The sequence below is a fragment of the Pseudoalteromonas haloplanktis ATCC 14393 genome (assembly GCF_000238355.1).
In the GTDB taxonomy this organism is placed as follows: Bacteria; Pseudomonadota; Gammaproteobacteria; order Enterobacterales; family Alteromonadaceae; genus Pseudoalteromonas; species Pseudoalteromonas haloplanktis.
This window is the reverse complement of sequence record NZ_AHCA01000002.1, coordinates 454,379-479,054: the sequence shown is the minus strand read 5'-3', so window position 1 is coordinate 479,054 and position 24,676 is coordinate 454,379. Positions and strand designations below refer to the sequence as shown.

The 24,676-nt window shown below is 40.2% G+C and carries 24 protein-coding genes; 13 read left to right on the top strand and 11 right to left on the bottom strand.

The window, feature by feature from the left end:
* Positions 1 to 2 precede the first annotated feature (2 nt).
* The 3 genes from PHAL_RS0106270 to PHAL_RS0106260 all read left to right on the top strand — a co-directional run bounded on the left by PHAL_RS0106270 (position 3) and on the right by PHAL_RS0106260 (position 4,499).
* Entirely contained in the window at positions 3 to 479 is a 477-nt protein-coding gene (locus tag PHAL_RS0106270; protein ID WP_016707573.1) for an FKBP-type peptidyl-prolyl cis-trans isomerase, read from the top strand.
* Between the two features lie 126 nt (positions 480 to 605).
* Positions 606 to 1,130, top strand: a complete 525-nt coding sequence (locus PHAL_RS0106265) for a hypothetical protein (RefSeq protein ID WP_016707572.1) — start codon at positions 606 to 608, stop codon at positions 1,128 to 1,130.
* A 129-nt stretch (positions 1,131 to 1,259) separates the two neighbouring features.
* A complete protein-coding gene (locus tag PHAL_RS0106260; protein WP_016707571.1) occupies positions 1,260 to 4,499 on the top strand; it encodes a S41 family peptidase in 3,240 nt (1,079 codons plus the stop codon).
* Between the two features lie 85 nt (positions 4,500 to 4,584).
* On the opposite strand, the gene PHAL_RS0106255 is transcribed toward PHAL_RS0106260, so the two are convergent.
* Positions 4,585 to 5,235, bottom strand: coding sequence for an NAD(P)H-binding protein (locus tag PHAL_RS0106255; protein WP_016707570.1), 651 nt, complete (start codon positions 5,233 to 5,235; stop codon positions 4,585 to 4,587).
* Positions 5,236 to 5,447: 212 nt separating this feature from the next.
* Between PHAL_RS0106255 and PHAL_RS0106250 the strand changes: the two genes are divergently transcribed.
* Entirely contained in the window at positions 5,448 to 6,158 is a 711-nt protein-coding gene (locus PHAL_RS0106250) for an enoyl-CoA hydratase/isomerase family protein (protein ID WP_016707569.1), read from the top strand.
* A gap of 97 nt (positions 6,159 to 6,255) precedes the next feature.
* On the top strand, positions 6,256 to 6,831 hold the full coding sequence (locus PHAL_RS0106245) for a hypothetical protein (RefSeq protein WP_016707568.1): 576 nt from the start codon (positions 6,256 to 6,258) through the stop codon (positions 6,829 to 6,831).
* 67 nt (positions 6,832 to 6,898) lie between these two features.
* On the opposite strand, the gene PHAL_RS0106240 is transcribed toward PHAL_RS0106245, so the two are convergent.
* The 3 genes from PHAL_RS0106240 to PHAL_RS0106230 form a co-directional block, all read right to left on the bottom strand.
* The gene (locus tag PHAL_RS0106240; RefSeq protein ID WP_016707567.1) at positions 6,899 to 7,870 is read right to left on the bottom strand and encodes a glutathione S-transferase family protein; all 972 of its coding nucleotides are present in this window, start codon (positions 7,868 to 7,870) and stop codon (positions 6,899 to 6,901) included.
* 20 nt (positions 7,871 to 7,890) lie between these two features.
* Positions 7,891 to 8,733, bottom strand: a complete 843-nt coding sequence (locus PHAL_RS0106235; protein WP_016707566.1) for a pirin family protein — start codon at positions 8,731 to 8,733, stop codon at positions 7,891 to 7,893.
* Positions 8,734 to 8,804: 71 nt separating this feature from the next.
* Positions 8,805 to 9,782, bottom strand: a complete 978-nt coding sequence (locus tag PHAL_RS0106230) for a YihY/virulence factor BrkB family protein (RefSeq protein WP_016707565.1) — start codon at positions 9,780 to 9,782, stop codon at positions 8,805 to 8,807.
* A 187-nt stretch (positions 9,783 to 9,969) separates the two neighbouring features.
* Between PHAL_RS0106230 and PHAL_RS0106225 the strand changes: the two genes are divergently transcribed.
* Together PHAL_RS0106225 and PHAL_RS0106220 are read left to right on the top strand one after the other, a co-directional pair.
* Positions 9,970 to 11,061: a mechanosensitive ion channel family protein gene (locus PHAL_RS0106225; protein WP_029216054.1), complete on the top strand. Its 1,092-nt coding sequence runs from the start codon at positions 9,970 to 9,972 to the stop codon at positions 11,059 to 11,061.
* A gap of 166 nt (positions 11,062 to 11,227) precedes the next feature.
* Positions 11,228 to 12,100, top strand: coding sequence for an MYG1 family protein (locus PHAL_RS0106220; protein WP_016707563.1), 873 nt, complete (start codon positions 11,228 to 11,230; stop codon positions 12,098 to 12,100).
* Positions 12,101 to 12,174: 74 nt separating this feature from the next.
* Here PHAL_RS0106220 and PHAL_RS0106215 read toward each other — a convergent pair whose 3' ends face one another.
* Positions 12,175 to 13,692, bottom strand: coding sequence for a DUF3360 family protein (locus tag PHAL_RS0106215; RefSeq protein ID WP_016707562.1), 1,518 nt, complete (start codon positions 13,690 to 13,692; stop codon positions 12,175 to 12,177).
* Between the two features lie 330 nt (positions 13,693 to 14,022).
* Positions 14,023 to 14,421: a YkgJ family cysteine cluster protein gene (locus PHAL_RS0106210; RefSeq protein ID WP_029216053.1), complete on the bottom strand. Its 399-nt coding sequence runs from the start codon at positions 14,419 to 14,421 to the stop codon at positions 14,023 to 14,025.
* A 157-nt stretch (positions 14,422 to 14,578) separates the two neighbouring features.
* Between PHAL_RS0106210 and PHAL_RS0106205 the strand changes: the two genes are divergently transcribed.
* The 5 genes from PHAL_RS0106205 to PHAL_RS0106185 all read left to right on the top strand — a co-directional run bounded on the left by PHAL_RS0106205 (position 14,579) and on the right by PHAL_RS0106185 (position 16,717).
* Positions 14,579 to 14,767: a hypothetical protein gene (locus PHAL_RS0106205; protein ID WP_016707560.1), complete on the top strand. Its 189-nt coding sequence runs from the start codon at positions 14,579 to 14,581 to the stop codon at positions 14,765 to 14,767.
* A gap of 266 nt (positions 14,768 to 15,033) precedes the next feature.
* The gene (locus PHAL_RS0106200; RefSeq protein WP_016707559.1) at positions 15,034 to 15,450 is read left to right on the top strand and encodes a hypothetical protein; all 417 of its coding nucleotides are present in this window, start codon (positions 15,034 to 15,036) and stop codon (positions 15,448 to 15,450) included.
* A gap of 34 nt (positions 15,451 to 15,484) precedes the next feature.
* The gene (locus PHAL_RS0106195) at positions 15,485 to 15,916 is read left to right on the top strand and encodes a GNAT family N-acetyltransferase (RefSeq protein ID WP_016707558.1); all 432 of its coding nucleotides are present in this window, start codon (positions 15,485 to 15,487) and stop codon (positions 15,914 to 15,916) included.
* Positions 15,917 to 15,932: 16 nt separating this feature from the next.
* A complete protein-coding gene (locus PHAL_RS0106190; protein WP_016707557.1) occupies positions 15,933 to 16,151 on the top strand; it encodes a DUF6500 family protein in 219 nt (72 codons plus the stop codon).
* Between the two features lie 2 nt (positions 16,152 to 16,153).
* On the top strand, positions 16,154 to 16,717 hold the full coding sequence (locus tag PHAL_RS0106185) for a YgjV family protein (RefSeq protein ID WP_016707556.1): 564 nt from the start codon (positions 16,154 to 16,156) through the stop codon (positions 16,715 to 16,717).
* Positions 16,718 to 16,755: 38 nt separating this feature from the next.
* Here PHAL_RS0106185 and PHAL_RS0106180 read toward each other — a convergent pair whose 3' ends face one another.
* The 5 genes from PHAL_RS0106180 to PHAL_RS0106160 form a co-directional block, all read right to left on the bottom strand.
* Positions 16,756 to 18,738, bottom strand: coding sequence for a pectate lyase family protein (locus tag PHAL_RS0106180; RefSeq protein ID WP_016707555.1), 1,983 nt, complete (start codon positions 18,736 to 18,738; stop codon positions 16,756 to 16,758).
* A gap of 851 nt (positions 18,739 to 19,589) precedes the next feature.
* Positions 19,590 to 20,069: a YchJ family protein gene (locus PHAL_RS0106175; RefSeq protein WP_016707554.1), complete on the bottom strand. Its 480-nt coding sequence runs from the start codon at positions 20,067 to 20,069 to the stop codon at positions 19,590 to 19,592.
* A gap of 38 nt (positions 20,070 to 20,107) precedes the next feature.
* A complete protein-coding gene (locus tag PHAL_RS0106170; protein ID WP_029216051.1) occupies positions 20,108 to 20,542 on the bottom strand; it encodes a SulA-like leucine-rich domain-containing protein in 435 nt (144 codons plus the stop codon).
* Between the two features lie 1,017 nt (positions 20,543 to 21,559).
* A complete protein-coding gene (locus PHAL_RS0106165) occupies positions 21,560 to 22,174 on the bottom strand; it encodes a response regulator (RefSeq protein WP_016707552.1) in 615 nt (204 codons plus the stop codon).
* Positions 22,152 to 23,297 (bottom strand): sensor histidine kinase, encoded by a 1,146-nt coding sequence (locus PHAL_RS0106160; RefSeq protein WP_016707551.1) that lies wholly within the window; start codon positions 23,295 to 23,297, stop codon positions 22,152 to 22,154. Before PHAL_RS0106160 ends, PHAL_RS0106165 begins: the two co-directional genes overlap by 23 nt.
* Before the next feature lie 153 nt (positions 23,298 to 23,450).
* On the opposite strand from PHAL_RS0106160, the gene PHAL_RS0106155 reads away from it, so the two are divergent.
* Complete coding sequence (locus PHAL_RS0106155) at positions 23,451 to 24,617, top strand: acyltransferase family protein (RefSeq protein ID WP_016707550.1); 1,167 nt, start codon at positions 23,451 to 23,453, stop codon at positions 24,615 to 24,617.
* Positions 24,618 to 24,676 lie beyond the last annotated feature (59 nt).

Sequence of the window (24,676 nt, the reverse complement as noted above, 5' to 3'; positions counted from 1 at the left end):
TTATGATCAACATTATGTTGGCGGTGATTATCGCCATTTTATGCTTTTTAATTTTTCAAAGTAGTAAAAAAGCAAAGCAACAAGCACTTGAAAATGCGCAAATAGAGGCCGACTTTTTAGTGGCTAATAGTAAGGTGGAGGGCGTCGTTGAAACTGCCTCAGGCCTGCAATATAAAATTGTGCAGCGCAGTGGTAATGAAGCAAAACCGAGCCCAACCAGCATGGTGAACGTGCATTATCACGGTACTTTGCTTGATGGCACTGTATTTGACAGCTCTGTCGATCGTAATAGCCCGATCAGCTTTGGCTTACACCAAGTGATAAAAGGCTGGACAGAGGGCTTACAATTGATGAGTGAAGGCGACAAATTTACTTTTTATATTCCTCATCAACTTGCCTACGGCGAAAAGCGTGTTGGCAGTATTCCACCCGCATCATTATTGATATTTGAGGTAGAGTTGCTAAAAATAGAATCTTAACAGGATTTTTAAAGGCGGCGATTTAAATCATTGCCTTTAATTTTATTGCTTAGTGGCAAAGTAGTTGTCTTAAAGTTTTGTTATTTTATGCCGATACCTTTATTAAGACCATTTCAGGATGAAATAATGAAGATATCACCGGTATTTAACCTTCCCGAAGCTAAAAGCTTTCAAAGTAACTACGAGAAACATTTAGCAGAAAAGCGTGTGCAAGAAGATGATGAGCCTCAATATACGCTGTCTGAGTTTTTAGATGCCAAGGCGCAACAATACAGCGATGAAGATGCCAGCTTTGCGGGACAATATGAAAACTTAGAACAAGTATACGACGATTTAGAGCAAAAGATTAATGTACTGCAAGCGCAAATTAGTAAACTCAAACAAGACCCAATCCAACGCCACCTGCAGCTAGAAAGTGCCACTGCAGAGGTGGTTAAATCTGAACAAAGCGAAGAACAGCAAAGTTTAAAAATAGCACCTGAGCATACGGGCGTTAAGCGCTACAGAGAATCCCAGCAACAAGAACAAATAGATATCTTGATGCAGCAGCTTAATGAACTGCAATCTAAGCAAGCAGAAGTTAAGCAACAGATGATGGATATGGTCATTACAGAACTTAAAAAGCGAGATAACGAAGAATATAAACTTTAAACAGTGTATATAACGTTATTTACACTCTGTTACAGTAATTTATCGCACAAAGCTGCAATCCATCCTTAAGTTGTTATGATGATATAAAATAACAACCGCTCAATAGTTGGGCATAAAAGGATGGTCTCGTTGAAATTACGTACTTTACTAACGGCACTCGCTGTTGCAGTTACGCCTGCAATCTCATCAGTTGCGCTCGCCTATGAAACGCACGATACGCGCTTATTGCGTTTCCCGGATATTCATAAAGAATCAGTCACCTTTGTTTATGCAGGTGATATTTACATCGCTAATATAAAAACGGGCGAAAGCACACGCTTAACTGATCATATTGGTTTTGAAACCTTTCCTAAGTTTTCCCCTGATGGCAATAAAATAGCTTTTTCAGCGCAATATAATGGCAGCCGCCAAGTGTATGTGATGAACCGTGACGGCTCTCAGTTGAAACAGTTAACTTATTATAATGATGTGGGGGTGATGCCACCACGTGGTGGATTCGATTATCGTGTGCTTGATTGGACGCCTGACGGCAAGCATATTGTATTTAGAGCTAATCGTACGCCCTATGGTAAACGCGTTGGCCGCCCTTATATGGTACCAGTTGATGGCGGGTTGGAGCAGCCATTAGCAATCCCTGAAACCGGTGGCGGCATGTTATCGCCTGATGGCAAACAGTATTTATATACCCCCATTGATCGCGAGTTTCGTACTTGGAAACGCAGCCGCGGTGGTCGCGCGCAAGACGTATGGATTTATAACTTAGAAAATAATACGTCAAAACAACTAACCAATGATCCTGCAACTGAGCAGCAACCGATCTGGGTGCATGACAACATTTACTATGTTTCTGATAAAGACTATACCCTAAACTTATATAAGCACCAAGACGGCAAAGCGCCTGTAAAAGTCACTAATCACAGTGAGTTTGATGTACTTTGGCCATCAGCTGGGCCTGATGCTGTCGTCTATGAAAATGGTGGTTATTTATATCGCTTTGATGACGCCTCTGGACAGACACAAAAACTGACTATCAATGTGCAGGGTAACCGTGAATACACTATGCCATACAGCAAAAATGTAGCTGGTTTTATTGATTCAATGGATATATCCCACGATGGTAAACGCGTGTTATTTAGTGCTCGTGGTGAGTTGTTTTCAGTGCCTGTTAAACATGGCCCAACCCGTAATCTCAGTTACACGCCAAAAGGGCGAGAAATTGCAGCATCGTGGTCACCGAATGGCCGTTATGTTGCCTATATGAGTGATGAAAGCGGTGAATACGAGATTTACTTACAAGACCGCGCAAATAATAATCAGGTTAAACAGCTAACGAGTAATGGCACTATTTGGCGTTTTGACCCAGTTTGGTCGCCGGATAATAAAAAGCTCTTGTTTGCTGATCAAAACCATACGCTTTGGTGGCTTGATATAAAAACGGGCAAGCAACATAAAATTGATACCGCAAAGTATGAAGAAGATGGCTTAATCACGTATATTTGGTCACCAAATAGTGAAGATATTGTGTTTGTTAAAAACAACGAAAACCGTTATGCGTCACTTTGGCATTACAATATCAAAGAAAAAGATTTAACGCGTTTGACTGACGATATGAGCAGTGAGAGAAATCCAACGTTTTCGCCAGATGGTCAACAATTGTATTTTACCTCTGAGCGTGATTTTAATTTAACGTTTAGTAGTTATGAGTTTGACTATATGTTTAATAATGCCACGCGAATTTACGCGGTGGCGGTAAACAATAAAATCAAACCGCTAAATAGCCCTTTGACCGATGAAATCAGCATTGTTGATAATAAGGAAGATGACGATGATACCTCGTCTAAAGCGCCAAGCAATCGTATTGATAGCAAAGGTTTTATGCAGCGTGCGGTGGCCCTCAATGCACCCGCTGGCAACTACGGTGCATTAAGCGGTGTTAAAGGTGGGGTATTAACTTTATCAGGTGGTGAACTCAAGCTTATCCCCAGTGCTGTGGATGGTGAGATAGTCACTGTTGCTGGTGGTGTTAGTCGCTATAAAGTATCAGCCAATAGCGAGCATATCATTGCCCGTGCTGGCGATAACTACAGTGTTATTAAGCCTGCTGCAAAACAAGATTTAAAAGCCACGCAACTGAACCTTAATGACATGATGCTAAAAATTGACCCGCAAACCGAGTGGGCACAAATGTACCGTGAAGGCTGGCGTACTCTGCGTGATTGGTTTTATGACGAAAATCATCATGGTCAAGATTGGGATGCGATTTTAAAACGTTATCAGCCGATGGCGGATGCAATCGCACATCGCGCTGATCTCGATTACGTGTTAAGTGAAATCGCCGGTGAGATTAACTCAGGACATATCTATGTAAATTCTGGTGATATGCCGCGTTCTGAACGTTTGCAACATGGTTTACTTGGTGCTGAAATTAGCGCGCATAAATCTGGTTATGTAAAAATTGAGAACATCTTTAAAGGTGAGAACTGGCACGAAAACTTCCGTTCACCACTAAACGAAACGGGCGTTAACGCAAGCGTAGGCGACTATATTATTGCGGTGAATGGTCGCTCAGTAAAAGACGTCGTTAACTTTTATGAGTTACTTGAAAACACCCAAGGCAAACCGGTTGAGTTATTACTGAGTAAGTCGCCAAGTGTTAAAAGCAGCTGGAAAGTGTCTGTTAAACCGATTGCCAGTGAAACTGGTTTACGTTACTTACAGTGGACGCAAAGCCGTGCTGAGTATGTAGATAAGCTTTCTGATGGGCGCATAGGGTATGTTCACTTACCTAATACCCATTACGAAGGTAACCGTGCATTGTTTAAAAACTTTTTACCGCAAACAACAAAAGAAGCAATGATCATTGATGATCGTTACAACGGCGGTGGGTTTATTCCTGAGCACATGATCACTTGGCTTGCGCGTAAGCCGCTTAACTATTGGAAGCGTCGTGGTGTTGAACCGACTAAAACTCCGCAGTTTGCCCATGATGGACCAAAAGCCATGCTGATCAATGGTTATTCAAGTTCAGGTGGTGACGCATTGCCGTATTATTTCCGCCAAGCGGGCTTAGGTAAACTCATTGGTACCCGTACTTGGGGTGGCTTAATTGGTATCTCTGGTAATCCAAGCTTAGTTGATGGTGGCTCAGTGATTGCTGCCACCTTTAGAATACTTGACAACGACGGTAACTGGATCATCGAAAACGAAGGTGTAAGCCCAGATATCGAAGTGATAGACCGTCCAGAGCTTATTCAAGCGGGGCAAGATCCGTCGGTTGAACGTGCCGTTGAAGAGCTGTTAAAAGAGCTTAAAGCAAATCCGAAAAAACCGTTGGTTGTGCCACCGGCACCAACCGAGTTTGGTAAGTAAATCGTATTATTTAAAAGCCAGCGTTTGCTGGCTTTTTTATCGATTTTTTACGCTAAGTTTTGTATTTAAATACGCGTGTGTCAGTTTAACTCTCAAACAACTCATTTAATGTGAAATATTCAACCCCCACACCTTCTTGTGTGCATACGTTACACATCTTTACAGCGACTTGTTCGCCCGTAATCGGCTTAAACTTTTTAAGTCCTGGCAGCATAGACAAAACGGGTAAAAGTACACTCCCTATTTTTTCACCGATACGAAAATCACCATCGCGTTGGCCAAGTAACAAAGAAGGTTGAATAATGCTGATGCGTTTGAACGGTAGTTTCTTCACTGCATTTTCAAGCTCACCTTTCATTTTCAAATATGCGTTACTACTGTGTGCATTTGCACCACTGGATGACACCAATAAGTAATGCGTAACACCCATATTTACCGCGAGTTCAGCAACTTGAAATTGGTAGTCAAAATCAACCTTACGCTGCGCAGTAATAGAGCCCGCGGTTTTTTTTGTGGTGCCCAAACATGAAAATAATACATCGCCTTTAAATAATAGTGCGTGCTGGGCTAAATGGTCAAAGTCAACCACATGGTTCGTTACTTTTTTATTTTTGCATGGGGCTGGGCGGCGAGTGAGCGTAATGACTTGGCTGATATGTACATGCTCTACAAGCTGCTTAACTAATTGACTGCCGACTAAGCCTGTTGCGCCAATAACAATTGCGGTTTTGTTCACATTTTCCCCATTGGTTGCACTACACTCTATTTAATAAGCGCCTTTGTTATAACACGTTTTGGGTCGTTATTGCGAAAAAGACCGAGTGGGGAATAATTAAAAAACGAAGCTACAACATCTATATTAAGCATGGCATTATGTATTACTGTGTTTACTGCGTTGTAACTATGGCAGTAACGTGATAATCGATAATTATAGGCGGGCGTTTGACGATGATGACATTAACCACTCATGATACAGTTGCTGTGTTAACCCTCACAAACGGTGAGAATCGCCATAACCCACAGTTTGCAAAGCAATTAAAGCAAACACTGGTAGAGGTTGTTGCAGATCAACACCATAAAGCCTTAGTGATCACCTCAAGTGATGAAAAATGCTGGAGCTTAGGCATTGATACCGAGTGGTTGGTACCTGCGATGAAAGCTAAAAAAGCCGATGAAATACGCACTTTTATGTATGACATGGACGATGTATTTAAAACCTTATTACTGTTTCCTATGCCAGTAATAGCAGCGATTAATGGCCATGCGTTTGGTAATGGCGCTATTTTAGCGTGCGCGTGTGACTTTAGATTTATGCGCGGCGATCGTGGTTTCTTTTGCTTTCCTGAAGTGGATTTATCAATTCCATTTTTACCGGGTATGATCGCCTTTGTAAAAAAAGCCATTCCTTATTACCGTTTTAATGAAATGAAGTTAACCGGTCGACGCGTTACAGGGACTGAACTTGCAACCGATCATGTTATTGAAAAAGCCTCAGCAGATCATCACAGCTTATTTACCGATGCAATGGCGTTTGCCGCGACGTTCGATAAAAAGCGCGCTATTTTTGCCGAGCATAAAAAACGCTTACACAAAGAGATCGTTCAAATCATCGATGAAGAAAATAAACCTTTTATAGAGAATTTAGCTTTAATGGTTTGAATGAGGTAAGTTTTACTCAAATTACACTGCACCAGATTGTATATTAAACACTATTTACACCACATCAGGTTATAATTTATAAGGATTTTAAATTTCTATGGCAAAGCCTCAGCCTTTTTGGATTATTTTAATACTATTGCTCACCTGTTTTTTGCCCTTAGGTTTTTTTATCTGGTATGAAAGTGTTGATCCCGCATTTATTCCTAACGCTAATTATAATTTTATTCTTAAGTGGGTTTTGCCCTCGCTTACAGTGCTGACGCTTGGTTACTTTTTTAGTCGTTTTAAAAACTTTTCTGAAGTGAAAAAAAGCCTAGATGCGCATTTTATTGCTCAGGGGCGCTTAGTTAAGTATTTTACGCTGCTTTTTTCGCCAGTATTTATTTACTTCTATTTTTGGACGTTTATTAATATCCCAATACAGTTGTGGGCACAGTACCGTTTAGCAGAGTATTGGTCGCAAGAATATTTATTAGTAGAGGCAACAACATGTAGTAGTGACTATGAGGCGCATTGTGTAAAGCTCAGGTTTGCTAATTTAGCAAATGAAGAAACATATTCAGTACGATGGTATTTAGATAAAGCCGAATTATTAACGCTCAAGAACAAAAGAGTAAACCTGGTCGGAGAGCAAAGTTATTTTGGCTTTATTATCAATGAAATACAATGGTGAGTTGTTTTAAAAACAACACGTTTGATTAACCCCTGCCATTTTACAGGGGTTAATTTTATGGGTTAAGTTAGCCGCGCTTATGTTGACGCGAAAAATCTATATTGGGACCTTTTGGCACCACTTGGGTGGGGTTTATCATGGTGTGGCTAAAATAGTAGTGCCGTTTAATATGATAAAAATCAACCGTTTCTTTTACTCCTGCGACTTGATAAAGCTCACGCAAATATTCACTGAGTGCAGGGTAACTTTCGATGGTACGCAGGTTACATTTAAAATGCCCAACATACACGCTATCAAAGCGGATCAAGGTGGTAAACAGTCGCCAATCTGCTTCAGTTAATGTGTCAGCCACTAAGTAACGCTGCTTGAGTAAAATACTTTCTATTTTATCCAGCGCGCTGAACAAGTCATTAAATGCCTCTTCATAGGCTTTTTGCGTGGTTGCAAAGCCGGTACGGTATACGCCATTGTTAATGTTGTTGTATACCAGCTCATTTATTTCATCAATTTGAGGCTGCAAGTGAGCGGGGTAAAAGTCGAGTTCATTGCCTGTTAAATGATTAAACGCGCTATTAAACATGCGAATGATTTCTGCGGATTCATTGCTCACAATTTTATTTTGCTGCTTATCCCAAAGTACCGGTATGGTAACTCGTCCAGAATAATCCGCTTTATTTTGCGTGTAAATTTGATGCATAAATTGCTTATCAAATAACGCATCCCCTGTGCTGTGATTATTTTTATCAAATGTCCAACCGTTATCGAGCATATCTGGGCTGACTACAGACACGTCAATATAGTCTTCAAGGCCTTTTAACTTTCTAAAAATTAAGGTGCGATGCGCCCACGGGCAGGCTAATGACACATACAAGTGATATCGGCTTTTTTCAGCTTTAAAACCAGCTTCTCCCGTTGCGCCTGCGCTGCCATCTTTGGTTACCCAGTTGCGTAATTGCGCAGATTCACGTTTGAACTCACCATCGCTTTTGTCGGTGTCGTACCACTTGTCTTGCCAGTTACCCTTGACTAGTAATCCCATTATTGACTCCTTATCATATTTTAAAAGCTACCAAATTTACCGCTTTGATAATCACTGATTGCTTCTTTGAGTTGTGCTTGCGTATTCATTACAAACGGGCCCATGTGGGCAATCGGTTCATTAAGTGGATCACCGGCTAAAATAAGCACCCCTGCGCCGGTTTGAGAATTAAATTTAATATCACTGCCAGGCTCTAAAATCAGTAAACTCCCCGCCATTACAGGGCCACCTTGCTCAGTGTTGATTGAGCCGCTGTGAATATAAATCATCACCTTGGTTTGAGTAAGCGGTGGGTGAGTAAATTCAGCGCCGCCAGGCACAGTAACATCCGCTAACATGCCATTGGCAGCCAGCTCCTGTAAGCTAGAAACCTGAGTGCGCTGGTTAAACTGCCAACTGCCAGCCAGTGCTTTTAGTTCAACACCTTGAGCATTTTTATGCACAGGTGCAGGGTGCTCGGTAGTATCTTGATATTTCGGTGCTCTGAGTTTTTCAGTGCTTGGCATATTGAGCCAAATTTGAAAACCATGCATGCCTTCTATCGCGTCAGCAAGCGGCATTTCGCTGTGAATAACGCCAAAGCCGGTACTCATCCATTGCACATCACCGGCGCGAATAGCTTTTTTGTTGCCCATTTGATCTTGGTGTTCAAAGCCACCTTTAATAATATAAGTAAAGGTTTCGATCCCTCTATGTGGATGCGCCGGAAAGCCCCCCATAAAATCACTGTGGTCGTCGGATTTTAATTCGTCGATCATTAAAAAAGGATCTAAATGTTTACCGTCAAACCCTGGAATTCGGCTGATGCTTACGCCATCACCATCTTGGGTGGCATGACTATTGAGTTGTTTAATTACTTTCATTGCTTTGCTCCGAATTGTGTATATGCCCATTTAAACATATTAAAATTAAACAACCATGGGTAAAAATAGCACTATTCATTCGCTTTAGAAGAATGTTCGTGCTGTTGTTTGGTTAAGTGATCGGCTACAAAGGCACCACGTTGGCCAGACTCACGATCAGGGCCAATAGTGCTATCAAGCATGGTTTGTTGTTCAGTACTGGCATTGATGGCTGCGCCGAAAATAATAATATAAGCGCTGATATACAGCCACATCAACATGATCACTACACCACCAAGCGAACCATATGTCTCATTGTATGAAGCAAATTGCGATACATAATATGAAAATCCGAGTGATGCAATTATCCAAAGTCCTGTTGCTATGATTGATCCTGTTGTAACCCAGCGCCATTTGGCGGGTTTTCTATGGGGGGCATAACGATATACGAACGCCAATGCGAAATGAAAGGTTGCAGCCAGTAATGGCCAAGTGAGTAGCTTGATTACTGTATCAATACTGTCTTTTAGGCCAACAATATTGAGCACAATAGGTAAAATACCAATGATCAACAATGCGACCACTGCAACAAAGATAGCGCCAAGAGAAAATAGAAAACGGATTAATAGTGCTTTGAAGAACTGCCTTTTGTTATGTTCATGGTAGGTAATGTTGCAAGCAGTGATCAACGCTTGGCAGCCTTTACTGCTACTCCAAACTGTTAGTAACAGCGTACCTATTGCACTAATACTTAGCACTTTTTGTGATTGTTGAGTGACCTCTGATACTTGCTGCATAAGAATTTCGCGGCTGCTTGGCGGTAATAGGGTAATAAATTTACTAATATGTTCACTGATATCCGCAGTCGAAGTGAAATAAGCATACACGGAGACACAGGCAGCCAGAGCAGGGAAAATAGCCAATAATGCATAAAAAGCGACGCCTGCGGCAACAAACGATAAGTTATCTTGCGACATACTGTGATAAACCCGTTTGCAGATATCCCACCAGCCAAGCAATGGAATATCTGTTGGCTTATCGGCTGTAAAGCCGCGCTGTTTCTGTGTCATATTCTTTCCTTGCTTAGATTTTTTAGTCACTATTTATTAAACGTTATTTATTAAGATCATTAGACGTTAGACGTTAGACGTTAGAGATTAGTGCAAAGTGCTTGCCAGCTTAAATTGGCGCTTTATTTGCTATATTCATTCAATATTAGTGTTAATACTTTTAGCCGCACAACACTTAGGTATGCATATGGAAATCATTAATGTTATTAAAAATCAATTATTTATTTTTTTACCTTCACTTAAGGTTACTGCCGAACCCGTTGCTATCGATCCTGTATCTTGGCAAGCAATCAATGTACAGATCGCGCATTTTTTACAAAGCGCTTGGCAAATGTTACCTGCGCTTACCTTGGGTGTTGTCGCGATAGTCGTGTGTTATTTACTTGCGAGGCCGCTGTCTTATTTATTTGTTAAGCCCATCAGTTATGTGAGTGAAAGCCGGCTACTGCATGTTGTCACTCGTCGCTTCATCAGCATTGTGATTATTTTGTTTGGTGTTTATCTGTTTTTACGGCTAGCAGGCTTAAGTGAGTTTGCCGTGGCGGTGATGAGTGGTACTGGCTTAGTGGGTCTGATCTTAGGTTTTGCATTTAGAGATATTGCTGAGAATTTTATATCAAGTATGCTGTTGAGCGTACAGCGGCCTTTTCGTATAGATGATGTGATTGAAGTTGATGGTCGTTTAGGCGTGGTTAAAAAAGTTACTGCACGTGCGACTACCTTAGTTGATTTTGATGGCAACCACATTCAAATTCCTAATGCGACAGTGTATAAAAATGTGATTAAAAATCTGACTGCAAATCCCAAAATGCGTGGCCATTTTAAGTTAGGTATAGGCTATGACAACGACATACGCGCAACTCAACAATTTGCTGTTAGCCTAATGAATCAACAAGAGGCGGTGCTAAACGATCCAGCCCCGCAAGTGTTACTTGATGAACTGGGCTCTGCCACTATCAACTTAACCATATACTTTTGGGTTAACAGTGAGCAACACAGCACAGTTAAAGTGGCATCACAGTTAATGCGAGAGATGGTTAACAGCTTTATTGAGCACGGTATTAGCATGCCTGATGATGCTCGAGAGCGAATTATTTTAAATACACCAACGAGTGAGCAGCCACAAAAGCAACCGCCACAGCCTGCAGTTCCAGAGAAAAAAGCCAAGATAACCGCTCACAAGCACACTGATATTGATGATGTGAGCAGTGATGCTGATGAAATTCGAGAGCAGGCCGATAGCTCACGTGATCCGGAGCAAGGTAATAACATAATCTAGTTCTTATTGTTATTCACTTATTTGTAAAAATAGTACGTTACTTTGTGGCCGCAGTGCAGATAGCGTATACTGCTGTGCTTGTAATTTTAACTTGCTCAAAGTGCTTAAATGGATCTGTTTAAATTACACCGTCTTCTTTTCCCTTTTCTAAAAATGACACTAAATAATGAATGATTTAACAGTAGTAACCCACAATGGTAATTTTCATGCAGATGATGTGTTTAGTATCGCAGTACTAAGGCATGTTTTTCCTGACTTTAAGCTCGTACGTACGCGTGATGCGCAGTTGATAGCACACGCTGATATAGTGATTGATGTGGGAGGTGAATATGATCCAGAAACAGGGCGCTTCGATCATCATCAGCGTGGTGGCGCAGGTGAACGTGAAAACGGTATTCCATACTCGTCATTCGGTTTAATTTGGCAAAAATATGGCTTACAACTGTGCCATGGCGATGAAAATATCGTTAAAGCTGTTGATTCCTCTTTAGTATCGACTATTGATGCCATTGATTGTGGTCATGTTGAAGGTGTGTCGCAAGGGATCAGTCTAAGCCAAACTATTTCTATGTTTAATCCAACGTGGCAAGAGGAAAGTGAGTTTGATCGTTGTTTTGATGAAGCGGTTGAGTTTGCAATGCGTATTTTATCGCGCTTTATAGCCTCGGCCAGTGGCAGTATCAATGCCAAAGCAATTGTTGCAAAAGCGATTGAAAACGCAGACGATCCTCGCGTTATTGTGTTAGAGCAATATACACCTTGGAAAAAAACAGTGCATGCGTTATCGCAACAAGCGCTGTATATGGTTTATCCATCGCACTCAGGTAAATGGATTTTGCAAACAGTCCCAGTGGAGCCTGGCTCATTCGAAGATCGAAAATCATTGCCAAAAGCATGGGCGGGTTTATCCGATAAAGAGTTTCAAACTGAAACGGGTATTGATGATGCAATGTTTTGCCATAATGGCTTGTTTATCGCAGGGGCAGAATCATTTACAAGTACCATGAAATTAGCAGCGATGGCCTTAAGCGATCAGTAATAAATAGTTGTACCTAAAATAATTATAAAAAAGGGAAGCGTATTTACACGTTTCCCCTTTTTATATTATTTGTATTAATGCCTAAAGTTTTCTAATAAGGCTGGAATACCTGGTAGCATGCCGACCATGGCCATTACGCTGGTAAGTAACACAAACATGATCAGTGGAATGATCCAGCGGCTCATATGAGTAAGTTCTGAGCTGCGCTCTTTACAACCAATCAAACCTAAGTTATCGAGCAACATGGTTAGCGACCAGCCAAACGCGGGATTTACTAATGTAGATGCAAAGACCACGATGGCAGCTGATTGCGTGGTTTTACCTTCGCGAGTCATTTCCATGCCAGCTTCCAATAACGGGATAAAAACCCCCACAATTAACGCCACACACAATACTGGCTGCCAAATCGCGAGATCCATTGGATAACCCCATACCCCAGCAATCACACAAAATAATGCAGTTAAAATTGCACCAGCTGGAATAGGGCGCTTAGCAATTGCAGCTGGCACAATATAGGTCCCCCAAGATGAGGTGAAATTAGAGCCACCTAAAATAGAACCAAACGTTTGTCTGACCGAGGCACTGAGCATCGTATCGTCGATATTCATTTGCACTTTTTCAGTACGTTTTGGGTAGCTGATCTTTTGGAACACTTGGTGCCCTAAAAAGTCTGGTGACCACATGGCTACCGCAAGTATTGCAAACGGTAATACCACCACAAAGCTTTCAAGGGTGGGTAAACCTAACATCCAACCGGTGTTTTCACCCCACCAATACATTGGGTTCATATTGGGTAAACCTGGCGCGGTTTTAAATTCAAACGGCGCGCCTAAAGCAAAAGCTGTTAAGCCCCCAATCAAGCAACTCAGTGGTACAGCTAGCCAACGTTTTTTAAAATGTTCGAGTAACGCATACAGTAATATAGTGGCCAAAATAACAATGAAAGCAATGTGGGTCATTTGAATTTCTTCTGCCCATGCAAACAGTTTTTTCACCTGTGATACGGTGCCAATAAAACCCAAATACAGTAATAACCCGCCGCATACCCCTTTACTAGTGAGCCGTGCGAGTAAACTACCTCCTTTACTGATGGCAAGTAGCAATCCTAATGCGCCAATGAGCAGCCCGAATGCCATAGGGTGACCGCCCGCTGCGACCACAATAGGAATGAGTGGGATCAATGGCCCGTGCGTTCCTGCTAAGTTTGCAGTGGGCAAAATAAAGCCAGAAAATAAGATGATAAAAATAGCCACTATGAGCAGCTCATAGCGCACGTTTTCTAACACAAAGGCATCACTTAAGCCAAGCGGTGCTGCAAATGTGGCGGCAATTGCACCTACCATTACAACTTTGCCTATGGTACCTGCCATCGCGGGGATTGTGTCTTCAAATTCGAAACGGTAGTCGCGAAAAGGCAAATTAGGACGCCAGCGCTTGGGCTGCATAATTTGCAGTTCATGCTCAAGGTAGTCATCTCGACTGGCAAACTCAGAACTGGGTTTATGAAGATTTTTATAGCTATCGGAAACGGTTTGAGTATCGCTTACCTGCTCAGCTTGGGATGAAGAGTCATCTTTTTGCGTTGTTGTCATTACTTCTCCTGCAACATAAGTTGCTTACTCAAAATAAAAAAGCAGCTTTTAAAGCAACTCATTGAGATGATTTAAATGCTATATATTGAACTGTCACAGTAAAGTAGCCGCGTAAGAATTACGATTAGGCAAAGGTCGAGCATAGTGCTGCAAATGATGTATGTGTTAAGTTAAAAACTGTCGAGAGAGAATTATTATTGTTGTTTTAAATCATGGTTTTAAGTGTGTTTTTAGCGTCAAAAGTTGAAAGAGACTGTTTGATAGCGCAATTGCTGGCTAATCAATTGGCTCTAAACCTTTAGTCTAATAAGCGCAGTAAAGTGTTAATAATCAATAACCAGCAGGACGGCTGTCTTGCATTATTAAATCTAACTTGGCTTGTGCTTTTTTGTAGTTCTCTAAATCAATGATTTCGATCATTTCACATTCGTCCCTTAGCATTTCGCTGATCAGGCTAGGGTAGTGACGACAATCTTCTGGTCTATCTAAGTAAATACTGCAGGTGTATTTATTTGCTTCATGGGGGGTTGCTTTGGGGGTAAGTTCAAGAAAAGGGCATCGGCTTAGTTTTTCCCCAGTGTGTGGGTCGTGCCATATTTGCTTATTTTTAATAAATGCGAAAATATCCGGATTAAAAATTTCCCACAGATCTATTTCCTCTTGTGTCGCACTGAGATCGCCATCGCCGTATTTAATACAGCATTTACCACACTGATTACATTCTTTCATAATGAACATTTCTACAAGTTTGTGTGCTCACTATACAGTAATTGTTGCTCAAGGCAGATAAACCAGCCGATTATTATTACATGAGGTCAATTTTGTTCAATACGGCACACCGATGAAAATGAATACTCCTCTGTAAATTAATTACTTAAGTACATTTATGACTTTTTCTGTGATCATCTCAATGGCATTATTTGCCTTAGCAGCCTCTATTACGCCAGGGCCAGTAAACCTACTTTCACTAAGTTGCAGCGCTCGCTTTGGGGCAAGAAGCGGCCTGCTATTTGTGACGGGGGCGACCTTAGGTTTTATCGTATTGTTTTTATTTATTGGTTTTAGTGAGCACTAGCTGAGGGATACACTGGTGTGTAGTCGGGAGCATAAGGTTTACTACAGTCAAATAATACCAGTTCAGTATATTAACTTACCTCGGATTTTAAATACTGTCTACAAAAGCAACTGTGCTTGTCTGTGTTGTTTCTATTAAAGACGCTTAGGGTGAATCATTTCAGCGTAGAGTGTATTAGAATAACCAGTTATTGGCCTTAAATAGATTGCTAAATTCAGAACCCTCTATTTATTGAACTGTAATTTATAACAAAAGGTAATGATAAAATGATGAATACAAAACTGTATAAATCAGTGTTGGAGCTCGCAGGAGAGCTAATGAATGCAGCGCAACAGCAACAGCAAGCGAGCTTTGATTCACTTTACGAGCAGTTAAAAGCACTGTGTATCGAACATGAAAATACTGAGAAAGATCATCCTGTTCAGTGGGAAACACTGGCTGATTTTACCGATGAATTTGCAGATGCCTTGTTGATCTATGAAAAAGCGTTAGCCAAAGCAACAGCTATTAATGCAAAAGATTATATGTCGTCTATAGGTTACGCTATGGCAACTATGCATGTCGAACTTGGGCAAACCGAAGCTGCGATTGCCAGTTTACAAGCTGCGCAAGTTAGCGCAAATAAAATTCCTGATAAAGCGCTGAAAGCTGAAATAGCTGAGTTATTAGGCAGCTTAAAATAGGGTGTTTAATGGGTTATCTAAGAGGCGGAAATAAATGGAAGTGACGTTAGGCAATAGCCCTGAATTAATTGCCCAAGCGCATGCTATACGTCATCAGGTATTTGTGGTCGAACAAAATATTCCACAGCAATTAGATTTAGATGGCTTAGATACTGAAGCAGTTCATGTTGTAGTGACTGATGCCGGCTCTTTAGTTGCAACAGCACGATTACTCCAACGTGATAAGTCGTGTGCTGTTATGGCCAGAATTGCGGTGTTAAAACAATACCGTGGAGCGGGGGTGGCAAAGCGGGTTATCAATGCGCTGTTATCACATGCAACAAAGATTGGCCTTACTGTGATTGAAATTCATGCCCACGCTTATTTACGCGATTATTACCAACACTTTGGTTTTCATTACGTTAAAGATGTCGAAGTGGTGGGCGAGCACCAATTAATTGAAATGCACTACTGTTTAAACCATTAACGGAGTAAATGTATACATGCGCCAAGAACTAAGAGATAAAATTCATACTGTGTGCTCAAAAAAAATAGCGGCGAAAGGCGACAATGTGGGGTTGTCTTTTTATGCTTTTTTTGCAAATAAAAATGATGACCCTGAGTTATTAATGGAAGCCGCGACTTGGTGGATACATACTCATCAATTAGATCATTTTGTTAAAGCACAAACGATTAAAATGATGATTGAAAATGATATGTAAGTGTGCAGCTTTTTGCAGGTGATTTAGATATCTTTCATAGGGGTATTTTGCTGGTGGCAGATGCATTTATTGCTCAAGGTTTTGGTTTTTTAAGTTTTTTATTGGCGATGCTGTGTTTTATGCAAAAAGATGATCGCCGTCTTAAACTGATCATGATTGTGATGAATTTGAATCATGCATTACATTTTTACTTATTAAATGCAGTAACATCTTCTTTATGCTGCTTATTTTCAGCAGCACGAACTGCGGTTTCGATAAAATCTAAGGCAACTTGGCTGGCGTGTATATTTGTTACATTAACTGCTTTGATTGGCTATTTTACAGCGCAGCAGTGGACTGAATATATTGCTGTGTTAGGTGCATGCCTAGGCAGTTACGCTTTGTTTTGCTTAACTGGGATCACCATGCGCTGGGTTTTATTATCAGGTTCATGTTTATGGTTGATAAACAATATTATTGTCGGTTCAATTGGTGGTGTGCTGTTAGAGGCAATGGTTATTGTTATTAACTTAATGACTATCTATAGGCTGAATGAACAACGATCTACGCTAAAGGAGTCAGTGTAAAATGAAGGACTTAATACAAGTCCTCCATTGCTAATTGATTATTGTCTGATTAACTCAAACATTTGATTTTCAGCGCCTGCTATACATGTCCATTGCAGTATATTTGTCCCATCGCTTGCTTTATTACCATCTACATCTAAACATAACTCGCTATTTCGATTGATAATACGCCATTTGCCAGCACCTGCACTTTGGAAACGAAATTGCTGATTATAACTTCCTGTATAGTTCCAGATATTGATATTCTCACCTGGTGTAGTTGAATGAGAATATACCTCTAAGCCTTTTGATGGAGCATTTACAGGCGAGATTCGATGCCAAACACCATCAACAGTTGTAATTGCAAACTTTTGACAGTCATTATTCAACCATGACCATTGCCTTACATTGCTTCCATCTGCCGTTTGGCAATTAGCAATATCTAAAGAAGTACCACTGTGTTTTGGTGTAATACGATAAGTACCATTAACTAATGTATTAGTCACATTGCTATTGGCCCCATCACTGTAGCCATTGTAGACTTCGAATTCTGCAATTTGAGGAACACCATTGGCAGAATGCACCACAAAACTGACTTTGGATAAGTTAGTATTTGAGAAGCTGATCACATTAGGCACTGCTCCACCATTTGCCAGTGTTACGCCAGTGTCATAATTTACTAATGACCAAGCCGTGATCTGTCCTTTAGTCGCTGCTGTTTCGATAACTCTCACGGCATTTATTGTCGTGTTGAGGTTTTTAATATTTATGCTACCTGTTGTAGACGAAGGCGACCAGTATGTAGAAAAATCGCCATCATTCACATTACCATAGCTTGAGCCACTGGCTTTTGAGCTACCATCAACACCAGCGTTGAGTGCTAAGTTTTCGCTAGAAGGAGTCGGCTCAGGGGTTGGTGTTGGATCTGGTGTCGGATCTGGCGTTGGATCGGTAGGCGGCGTAGTACCACATTGGCCGTTAGATGTTTGTAAGCCCTTATTTGCTCCTGCTGTTGCGGTAATAATGCTGGGAATACACTGAGCATTATCTAATTGATAGCTATAAGGGATAGTGATTGTTGTCGTCGATGTTGGGTTGGGACCTGCAGGATGCAGTTTACTTTCATCGTCAGACCAATCGATGTTATCCCAGATATTGCCACTGACTTGCCAGTAACCCATATCATTTGTATAGAAAGTACCAAGTGGGTCTTTGGAGTTTTTAAAGTAGTTATTTTCGGCGCGCATTTTACCGCCAATGCGAGGGTTCATACCTGATGAAACAAGTCCATTGTAATAGTTATTGTAAGCATGTGCTGTGGCGTGTCTCAATAAAGGTGTACGCGAATTGATGTTTTCATAGTAATTGTGATGAAAGGTCACAGGGCCGTTAGAATCGTCACTATCACTTGAACCAACCAAACCACCGCGTCCTGAGTTACGTAAAATACTGTACGATAATGTCACGTACTTTGTGTTACTTTTCATGTCGAATAAAGCGTCATAGCCTGAACTTTCACCACCGCTAGCTTCCAGTGTGACGTGGTCAACCCAGATATTACTGACATTTGACTCCATACCAATTGCATCTCCACCATTAGAAGTTGGAGAGCCTGACTTTTTGACATTTCTGACGTGGACGTTTTGAATAATAATATTTGAAGAGGAGCGAATATGAATACCCAGTTGATCAAATAGAGCGCCGCTTCCCACCCCAATAATTGACACATTACTGATTTCTTTTAGTTCAATTAGATCCGGTCCAGTGTTACAGCTGTCCCCTGAAACTTTACTGGTATTACCATGATTTATTGTGCCTTCAACGTGAATAATTATCGGCGTATCACTTGATGGACGATTACACAGAGCTTGATGAATTTGTGTGCCAGTTGTGGCATACACGGTATCACCGCCAGCTCCTCCCGTAGTTCCACCATTTATTGCTGCAAAGCCTGAAGCGTTTGCAATGGCTGCGTTACCATAGATTGCGGCTGTAATGGCTAATGCCCGTGCACAGTAGTTAAAAAGAGTACTTTTCTTCATTGTAGTTCCTAATTATTGTATGTTCAGATCAAAACAATTAAATAAATTGTTAAAAGTGTTAACACAATCAAGGTTTTTAATGCTTGTACATCAGTGCTACCGGTGGCATTATTGCGCTAAATACTTTATTACGCAACGCTAATTACTGAATTTTTAGTTTTAAGTTCACCATTTTGGTTTACTTAAATTACATTTAAATTATTTTTATAATTTAAAATCAATGGTTTAAGTTTTTTGTTATTATTTAAAACAAATAAAAATAATAACAATCTATTTTTGTATGTTCATTTAAGGTGGTTAAGCTCTGTGGTTTTTTTAATTAACATTTGTACCTTTTGTGTTCTTAAGATCAGAAAGGTGAGGCGTTAGATTTTATGCGAATAATACTCGAGCTATTTAATATAAATCCTGTATTTAGATAACAAATAACAGTGTTGTTTGTTCTTAAAGCTAAGTTTTAGCCATAAATGCCTGATAATACCAATCGACTTAAATATTTAACCATTCTAGCGGGCTAAATAAAGCGCTAACTGCGTTATAAATTTTTCATGTACGACTGCATGGATGCAGGAGGTAGAGCAATGCAGGAGCAATTGCCGAGAACAACTACATGTCAAAATTTATGCCTTGTTATCACTGTATTTATCTGTCGCTATAAATGGTCAGTAACTTAACACGATTGGTATAAAAAGGGTGATCAGTATTCATTCAGATGGGAACTGAGCTTGTAAATTTATACATAAATAAAGTACACAGCGGTAACTCTGCAAAGGTGTTCGTTAGTAACCTTTTAAGTTGTAGAGAGGATATTATGCTGCATAAAAAAGTTTATAGCAGCAATATGCGCTAGGTTAGACGCTGTGGCATTTTTTATATTTTTTTCCACTACCGCATGGGCATTCGTCATTACGACTAACTTTTATATCCGCAACTGGAAATATCTCGCCATCAAGGTAGCGCCATAACCCATTCTCTTTAATAAAATTTGATTTCTCATGTAGCTGACAAAATAGATTTTGATAAAAATAACTAACGCAAAACTCAACATCCGCAGTCAACTCGTGTTGTTCGGCATCGATCACCGATAACTTTATAAAGCGACAGCTGTTAGCAAAAGCAGCAATTTCATTGACTGGGTTCTCAGTTTGTTTTTCTTGAGCATAAGTTTGATATATGTACTTGGCGTTTTTTAATGCATAAGCAACGTAGCGAGAGCGCATAAGTTGCTCCGCTGTGTTTGCTTGCTCTGTGCCTAAATGGAGCTTTTGGCAGCAGTCTTGGTAACTTTGTTGACTGCCGCATAAGCAATTACTGTGGGTAAGTGAAGTCATGCAAAATCGTTTTGATAGAAAAGCGGTATTTTAACAGCTTATTGCGGCAATGCTATATCTGTACTTTGTTGAGTTTTAGTAAAGCAATATAGTTTTGCACTTGCTTGGTCTAAGTTTAGCGATAGATCAGCAATTTGATTATCTTTTACAATGTCAGTCCAGGTGATCACGGCTGCAAAATTACCATTATGTAATGCCGAGTTTAGTACATACTCTAAGTTTACAAGATGTTTTTGGCGTATTACGAGTAGTTTACTAGTATCAATAGAACATGAATCAAGCAATGCCTTGCTAGGTACATGATCGGGTGCAATGAGTAGTGTCCATGCATTTTGGTTATTGTAATGGTGTAATACTTTAAGTAATTCAAAGGTTGCTGAGATCTCATCTTCAATTTGAATTAAGTTAACAGATGAACTTTGATTATCTTGTTGGTAGCTTTTAACAGTTCTTATAGTAATTGGCTGTAACATAATGTTCACTCACTGGTTGTTTATACAGTATGTGTATACAGTAGTTTATACAGTTGTTTGACGCAAGTGTTTTTTGCTAATTTTTTATACGATTTTTAATGTTAATGTACTTTCTCAAGTCGTTTTGGAATTGTTTCTCACAGATCTGGAATAGAAAGTCAGGTGTGGCAAGGGCTACAGAGGTGGTAATTGCGTTCCCTGTTGGGGTTCTTCTCATTAGGGTTGGAATTCGTATGTTGAACTACAAACAGGCTGAAACATGAAATAGTTAAACCAGAAGCGATAATGTATCTTTTTTGTATTTAATACAGCATATATAGTGATCGACATTTATGCAGGATATTGCGAATTTAGTACTCAGAATTTTAAAATTCGTCAGGCAAGTTTGAGTGAGAAACAGACGATCGGGTAAACTCATTTTTGGACCGAAGTGAGTTAAACCGGAAAGGCAAGCTTTCAGCACCTTGATGAAGTTCGGCTAAGAGCGATTGGTCATTGAGATTGACTAAATATAGTTGCTTATTGAGTAGAATTTAAGTGTAATGGATACATAGTTAACGCTGAGCAATGCAGGGAAAGCTTAAACTATAATAGGTAAGCCGATTTAGCTAGAACCTTAAAAAAGCAAATTCCCATAGTATAAACAACACCAACTCTGACACACCGAGCAGCTAGCGCCTCAGTTCAACAAGCGATTATGCAACATAAACTGCCTGTCGCATAAATACTAAATGATGGATAACATTGTTCAAATATTTATATCTTGGTTTCCCTTGCTGCTTGTTTTATTCATTATGTGGGTGATACCAATCATACTCATTGCTAGGTCACAAAAAAGTGGGAAGTCAAGAGAAGTTAGCATGGATAGTCGCCTGTTTGTTTATTAGCTGGTTTTGTTTACTTTTATTTATACTAATCGCACCACTGAAGCCTGATGACAAATAGAGGCACTTAAAAAGCGTTCTGTGTTAATCAATATACCTTAATCAAAAATAGTAATTTATTGCTGTTAGCGTATTAAATTAAATTTTGATTTATGGCTTTTATAACGGCTTGAGTGCGGTCTTTTACGTCTAATTTAGCAAGAATTTGTGACACATGATTGCGTATAGTCCCCTCAGAATTATCTAATTTTTTGGCAATCACTTTGTTTGACATCCCCAAAGACATACACTGTAATACGGTTTGTTCTTTGTCCGTTAAGCAGAGCTGAGGGCTTAGTTGCTTTTTGAGTAAAAAATCAGTTACTGCACTTTGTAAGACTCGCTCACCCGCAACGACCTGCTTGATAGCGCTAATGAGTTCTTCAAGCTCAATATTTTTAAGCACATACCCACGAGCTCCAAGGTTAAGGGCTTTGACTAATACATCACAATCTTCAAATGTGGTAATGATCAGCACGGGGGTTTTATCACCCTTTTCACGCATTTTTTGCAGTACGCCGAGCCCATCTAAATTCGGCATTCTCATATCGAGTAAAACAATATCAACGCTATGCTCTGCTAATAGGGCAAGCGCTTGCAAGCCATCTTCAGCTTGGGCTTCAATATTAATGGCGCTATCGAGGTTAAGTAAATTAGCGAGGCCTAAGCGAACTAAGGTCTGATCTTCAACAAGTAGGCACTTTATCATGGCTATTTTCTTCTAAATTTAGTGGTAATGTCATGGTGTTAATCAGAGTTTTTTGCTCTAGATGTTGTGAAAATTCACCGCCAAACTGTGTCATTCGCTCATTTAACCCTGCTAACCCATTGCCTTGTTTTGGTAAGTTGGTTTCTGGTTGATTGTGATACGCTTTTGCAATCAACAGAGGGGGGTGGTCAACGTGAGATATACCTACATGCAAAGTAAAGTGGTTTGCTTTGGTATGTTTAAGTGTGTTGCTGATCATCTCTTGGCTAAACCGTAATACACACAGGGCATAGTCTTGAGGGAGTTGCTCTGTCTCCTTACTTAGCTGGAGATCGCAGCGTAAGTTAGGTGTCAGTTCGCAAATGGCTTCGAGTGCTTGTTTGAGTACTGTTTTGTCATCGCGCTGAGCTGAAACGATTTCGCGCACCTCTGCCAGCACTTCTTGGCTAAGTTGATGGCAAAGAGACAGGGTTTCAACTGTTGCTTCGTTTGCTGCTCTTTTAGCAAAATCTAAATTAATGCTGAGTGCGGTGAGCTTATGGCCGAGTGAGTCATGGAGCTCGCGTGATATATTTTGTCGCTCTTGCGCTGCATGCATGGCGCCCATCATGTGTTGAGTGGCTTTTAACTCTTTGTAGTTTTGTCGGGATTGGTAATGTGTATTTAAACTTTCGACAATCCGGCGACTGACAAACCAATTCATCAAACAAAAGAAAAACCAAATAGTAAAGGTGATCCAAGGTATGCCATTTTCCCAGCGCGAATAATGCGTTAGACCATAAACTAGCATGGCGGCTACAACACAAGCCAGTATTTTAGGCAGTGAAAAGTGAGGGCTAAAAACAGCGGTAAACATAACCAAGTGAATAAAAACTAAGGACGTTGAGCTAAGTTGCATCATTGCTAATATGAGCAGAAAATAACTTACCGCCACACCATAAACATATTTGTTGGGCTGTTTTAACACATAAAGCAAAATAGCTAATATAGAGCTACTCACCAAAATTTGTAAATACAATGCTAGTTCAGAGTTTGCATAATATGCACACGCTGATGTAACACCCAGCCAAGAGGCCAATGTTGAGAAACGCCAATCGGTTGTATGTCGTATGTTTGATTCCATTACTACAGCCATGTTTTTTAGCAATTATTACAGAACTTGCATTGTAAAAACAGTGACATCTGTCATAGCGTTGGCTGTGAGTTTTGTGACTAGTCCCACGCTCACTCATTAATTTATGCTTTTATTAACGCAGGATAATAGTTGGGCATATTAATGAATAAAGAAAGTCGATTACACTACATTGATAATTTACGAAGCCTCGCACTATTGCTCGGCATTGTGTTTCATGCTGCACTGGCTTACAGCCCATTTTTTAGCAATATTTGGTTTTCGGCTGATCCAAGCACACACCGTCTATTTGACTACATCACGCATTCTCTGCACTTATTTCGTATGCCATTGTTTTTTATTATTGCAGGGTTTTGCAGTGCATTGTTAATTGCTAAATCGAGTAGCCGGCATTTTTTACGCCATCGCAGTAAACATATTTTATTGCCTTTTATTGTTTTTTTACCTTTAGGTTTTGCGGTTTATTTTCATGCCTTGAGTTTTGGGGCCAGTATAGCTAAACCAACACCACCGATATTTGCTGTGTTTCAAGTCATTAAAGAGCCTGTCATTAGCACCATGCACTTATGGTTTTTGTGGAATTTATTTCAGTTTTGCTTGATACATTGGCTGCTAAGAAAGAGTAACTTGTTAGGAGGTAAGCTTGATGGGCTTGGTAATAATCCATTATTTTTGTGGGGGGCGCTTCCTACTTTATTAGCACTGTCACTCATGGGGCAATCTATTCCATTTCCTGCGCCCGATAAACTCACGCCTCAGTTGTGGTCGTATGGGTTTTACGGCAGTTTTTATTGGTTAGGGGTGGGGATCTATAAAAAGCAGCATAAACTTTCCTCATATCACAAGTATTTATGGCCTATTATCGTTGGTGCGGCTTTATCTCTTATTGTTTATTTTGCTTTGTTACCAGTAGCGCCTACTCTCGATGAAGTAATTAACGCTGCAAGCACGGGGCATTTTGCAGTAAAGCAACAACACGCGCTTCATGTTGTTCTGCAAGTCACGAGCATCATTTTGTTAACAGCTATGGCGTTTTTACTTGGGCATCGTTTTTTAAATTATGAAAGTAAGTTTAGTCGTAGCGTCTCAAATTCTTCATACTGGATTTACTTAATCCATGTTCCTGTGTTGATTTATATACAGATGCCATTAATTAATACTAATTTGCCAGTTTTAGTAAAGTTTATAGTTAGCGTGGTTGTTACATTACTTATAGGTCAAATAAGTTATTTATTAATAGTAAAAAATACGTGGTTGGGCGCACTACTCAATGGTAGGCGAACCAATAAAAAGGTAATACAGCGAGGTTAAATGTCGTCACTTGGTAATGACTTAAAAGCAGCAAAACTGACACATTAAGAGCTATATAA